The 4,523-nt window shown below is 52.6% G+C and carries 5 protein-coding genes; 4 read left to right on the top strand and 1 reads right to left on the bottom strand.

What is annotated here, in order from left to right; genetic code table 11:
- The first annotated feature begins 189 nt into the window (after window positions 1-189).
- Window positions 190-1,584 (top strand): sigma-54 interaction domain-containing protein, encoded by a 1,395-nt coding sequence (locus QNK41_RS17880; RefSeq protein WP_319259567.1) that lies wholly within the window; start codon window positions 190-192, stop codon window positions 1,582-1,584.
- Window positions 1,585-1,591: 7 nt separating this feature from the next.
- Here QNK41_RS17880 and QNK41_RS17875 read toward each other — a convergent pair whose 3' ends face one another.
- Window positions 1,592-2,383, bottom strand: coding sequence for an HAD-IIB family hydrolase (locus QNK41_RS17875; RefSeq protein WP_319259564.1), 792 nt, complete (start codon window positions 2,381-2,383; stop codon window positions 1,592-1,594).
- 232 nt (window positions 2,384-2,615) lie between these two features.
- On the opposite strand from QNK41_RS17875, the gene QNK41_RS17870 reads away from it, so the two are divergent.
- From QNK41_RS17870 to QNK41_RS17860, 3 genes are all read left to right on the top strand, one after another.
- Window positions 2,616-3,353, top strand: coding sequence for a glycerophosphodiester phosphodiesterase (locus QNK41_RS17870; protein ID WP_319259561.1), 738 nt, complete (start codon window positions 2,616-2,618; stop codon window positions 3,351-3,353).
- 43 nt (window positions 3,354-3,396) lie between these two features.
- Window positions 3,397-4,122: an enoyl-CoA hydratase gene (locus tag QNK41_RS17865; protein ID WP_319259559.1), complete on the top strand. Its 726-nt coding sequence runs from the start codon at window positions 3,397-3,399 to the stop codon at window positions 4,120-4,122.
- Between the two features lie 86 nt (window positions 4,123-4,208).
- Window positions 4,209-4,523: DUF1786 family protein (locus QNK41_RS17860; protein WP_319259556.1), on the top strand; the 315-nt coding region annotated here is incomplete at its 3' end.

Below are 4,523 nucleotides of genomic sequence, written 5' to 3'. Positions count from 1 at the left end.
GACAGCTATCGGTGTTTTACCAAGCAATACGCATGCCCAAAAAAAAATTAACGGTGATATTTATCAACCGTCTATAATAATAACAAAAAATATATTTAACATCAGTTGTCACAATTTAGTATTTGCATAAAATGTACATATCGTATAAACAATATGTTTAAACGATATGTACAATGCATGAGGCCACCGATGGAAATTGAAACGACTGAATTTGAACTCATAGAAAATTGGGATAAGATCCTTAATCTTCTCAATGACGGTCTAATGATAGTCAGGCCAGACGGGTCAATCTTTCATATAAACCGTGCCATGGAAAAAATTCTTGGATACAAACGGTCTGAAATTATAGGCCGGCCCTGCCTGATGTTAAATTGTGACGCATGCGAACCACTGATGTCCAAGGTGCCGGGAACATGGTGCACACTTTTCTATGAGGCCAAAAACATTCAAAAAGAATGTCTGGTGGTTAAAAAAGACGGATCTTATGCCTCTGTTATCAAAAAAGCCTCACTTCTCTATAGATCAACTGGTGAAGTCCTTGGGGCCGTGGAAATCTTCACCGATGTTTCCAACGTTCAAAAATTGGATAGCGAGTTGAACCGCCTGTCGCAGCAGCTTTATGGGGGAATAGGCTTCCAGGGGATTATCGGGAAATCCGGTTTGATGAAAAAAGTATTTGGTGTGGTTGAAAAAGCCGCAAACAGTGATGCGCCAGTGATTGTTTTCGGCGAGAGCGGTACAGGAAAAGAGCTTGTTGCCCAGGCCATTCACAATTTGAGTAAACGAAGAGAAGGACCGTTTGTCCAGGTCAACAGTGCCGCATTGAATCCAGCCCTTTTAGAAAGTGAGCTGTTCGGTCACATCAAGGGGGCCTTTACTGGGGCTTACCGGCATAGAATGGGGCGATTTGAGTATGCCAATGGCGGCAGCCTGTTTCTGGATGAAATTGGGGATCTGCCTCCCTCTGTCCAGGTGAAGCTTCTTCGGGTTCTGGAGTCCAAGAAAATTGAAAGAGTTGGAGATCAGGAACCAATTGGTGTTGATGCACGAATTATATCAGCCACCAACAAGAATCTTAAAGCGTTAATCGAGGAGAAGAAATTTCGTGAAGACCTGTTTTTCCGAATTAATGTAATTCCAATAACTCTGCCCCCGCTGCGCGACCGCATGGATGATGTGCCTCTGCTGGTCAAATCGTTTGTTGATCAAATGCAGATGCTGACCAAAAAAGAGATTACCGGTTTGACTGCTGAGGCAATGAATTTATTCATGACTTACCGATGGCCTGGGAACGTCAGAGAATTGAAAGCTGCCATAGAATACGCCTTTGTCATCAAAGATTCTGGTCTGATTGGCCCTAATGATTTCCCTGGGCATATTCTTGAATATAATGAGGCTGATGTTTGCCACTATAATGGTGCCCCAGAAAAAGATTGCGAAGAAAAGACGGCACTGATTGAAGCACTGAAACGATCAATGGGTAACAAATCTCACGCCGCCCGCATATTGGGGATAAGTCGGGGAACCGTTTGGAATAGGATGCGGAAGTATAATATCAACCCTAAAAGAATCGTATTTTCCTGAACTGGCATCATCGATCCAAAATAATCTTCACCATTTCGACAAACCCGAACCCGCCCTCGGATCGGGTCACCCAAATCGGCGGCACTGCCAGCTGCGTTTCGAAGGCACGGACATTGGCTACCCCCACCGAGTGGGGAAAAAAGCCGAACATGGGTGAATCGTTGGGTGAATCGCCGCAGAAGATCACCTGTTCCCGTACCGCATCCATTTCCACGTTAAATTCTTCCTCGAACATCAATCGGGACATGGACAGCTTGTCGTAGTCACCGAACCATCCGTTGACGTGGATGGAGCTGATCTTGGCAGTGGCGCCATTGGCTTCGAAAATTGCCTTGACGGCTTCGACTGATGGCATGGGCAGAGCAGGCACGTCTTCGCAGAAATCAATGGCCAGATCCGCTTCACGATAGGCCTGATCGGCGGCCACGGCACATCCCGGAACGCTGGACAGGATTTTTTCCCGGATTATATCGAGTCTGGCGCGATCGGCGCGTCGTTCTTCCTTTGACTTCCAGTAGCGTCGAATCATCTTTTTCTCGCGGCCATCGTAGCGAAAATAGAAGGCGCCGTTTTCTCCCACCAGTCCGTCCACCGGCCACATGCGGGCGATATGGTCGCACCAGCCGGCCGGGCGACCCGTGATGGGGATCACCCGGATGCCGGCCAGTTGGAGGTCCTCCATGGCGGCGAACACCACCGCCGGCAGCCGGCCCTTGATGGTGAGGGTGTCGTCGATGTCGGTGAGTACATATCGGATGTGAGGCTTGGTTCTCACGGGAAAAGTGGAAATCGGGTTCATCGCTGATGACCTGCGGCGCTCTTAAGTTGATCGGATATGCGTCGAGCCTTTGGATGCGGGGGCGGTCTAAGCCCTCGACACGGTGGGTTGATAACCACGCAATGTTTCAATTCCATTGAAATCAGCTCATTTATCCTGTACTTACATCCCATTCGTCCGTTGCCTGGGAATGGGGAGCCGTTGTTTTGCTAAATACAGGTGTAATATAGACTTATAAATGAATATCCATCAGTTGCCAACACCGTTATTTATTGCTCACCGGGGCTATAGTGCCTGTTACCCGGAGAACACCCTCGCCGCGTTCAACGGTGCCATCGATGCCGGCGCCCATATGATCGAACTAGACGTTTGTCTGTCCAAGGATCGCCACCTGGTGGTGATCCACGACGAAACCGTGGACCGAACCACCAACGGAACCGGTGCGGTCAAGGCGCTTACCATGGATCAGCTGGACCGGTTGGACGCCGGCAGCTGGTTCGACCCGCGGTTCAACACGGAGCGGCTGCCCACCCTGGCCCAGGTGTTGGATGCGGCAAAAGGGCACCTGTTGGTGAACATCGAAATCAAGCCGGAAGCCTTTGAGGCGGACGGGCCGGCAGATGCCGTTGAGCGTCAGGTATTGAACCTGGTGCGTGGGAAAAATATGCTTGATGAGGTTTTGGTGTCCAGCTTCGAATGGCAGATGCTGGAAAATCTCCGGAAACTGGAGCCAGGAATCGCTTTGGGCCTCCTTGCCGAAGCTCCCGCGGATGAGCGCTTGATCCACTGGTACCAGCGGATCAATGGTTTCTCGTGGCATCCGGACTTCCGGGTACTGACCCGACAGCAGGTGGACAGCCTTCACGACCTGGGAGCGCGGGTGTTTCCCTATGCGGTGGATGGCCGGATAGATTCGCTCGGGATGCTGGCCATGGGTGTGGACGGGTTGATCGTTGACGACCCGCGGCAAATGACAGCGCGGCAACCTTAACGGCTGCGTAAAAAGCCCGCAGCGACCACTAAGGAGAAAAACGATGGCCCGACCCGTGCTTTTGGATGTGGAAAATCAGATCGCGGTGATCACGCTCAACCGTCCCGAGCGGCGGAACGCCATCAACCAGCAGCTGCTCATCCGCCTTTACGACGCGCTGGATGCGGTGACCGTCCGAGATGATGTCCGGGTGATCATCATTACCGGAAACGGACCCTCGTTTTGTGCCGGCCTGGACCTGGGTGCCATCGGGAAGGAGAATCTTTTCGACCCTCGGGGAAACGGCAGCGACCTGCCGGATTTGATGCGTGCCTGCAATAAGCCCATCATCGCTGCGGTCAACGGACACGCCATCACCGGCGGCTTCGAACTGGCGCTGAATTGCGATTTTATCATTGCTGCTGAAAATGCGCAGTTCTCCGATACCCATGTCCGCGTTGGCATCCATCCGGGCTGGGGAATGACCCAACTGCTTCAGCAGACCGTGGGTCAGCGCCGGGCCAAACAGATCTCTTTTGCCTGTCAGCCCATATACGCCCACACGGCACTGGCCTGGGGTCTGGTGAACGAGGTGCTGCCCCGGGAGCATCTGCTGGACCGCGCGAAAACCATTGCGGCTCAGATCGTCAAGGCCGATCCTCAACTTCTGGGTGTCATTAAAACATTGATCGAAAACCGCAACCGCAGCCCACTGGAGCAGGCCTTCGATCAAGAGAGAAGCGGCTTCAAGCAGTTTCTCCGGGATCAGATCAGCAAATTCAAATCATAATAAGCCTGTCTCAAAATGGTTGCCCAGCCCCGACATAGTCCTACATTGGGCTTTTTGAAACGGGCTCTCGGGAAAGGAGAGGTGCCATGGGACGCTACCTGTTGCTGGACATCGGTGCCGGTACCCTGGACATGCTTTGCTATGACACCGACCACGATCTTCACTACAAAGCGGTGGTCCGATCGCCGGTGCGGGTGTTGGCGGACGAGATCCGGCAGACCCGCGGAAATCTGGTGGTTACCGGATGTGAAATGGGCGGCGGCCCGGTCTCCCAGGCCCTGATCGACCGCGCAAAAACGGCCGACGTGCGGATGTCGGCGCCCGCCGCCACCACCATCCATCACGACATGCAGCGGGTGGCGGCGCATGGCATCCGCGTGATGGACGCGGCAGAAGCGGAG

It is taken from the genome of Desulfosarcina sp. (assembly GCF_033791525.1).
GTDB lineage: Bacteria > Desulfobacterota > Desulfobacteria > Desulfobacterales > Desulfosarcinaceae > Desulfosarcina.
The sequence above is the reverse complement of the archived record's forward strand: the minus strand, read 5'-3'. Positions and strand labels throughout refer to the sequence as shown.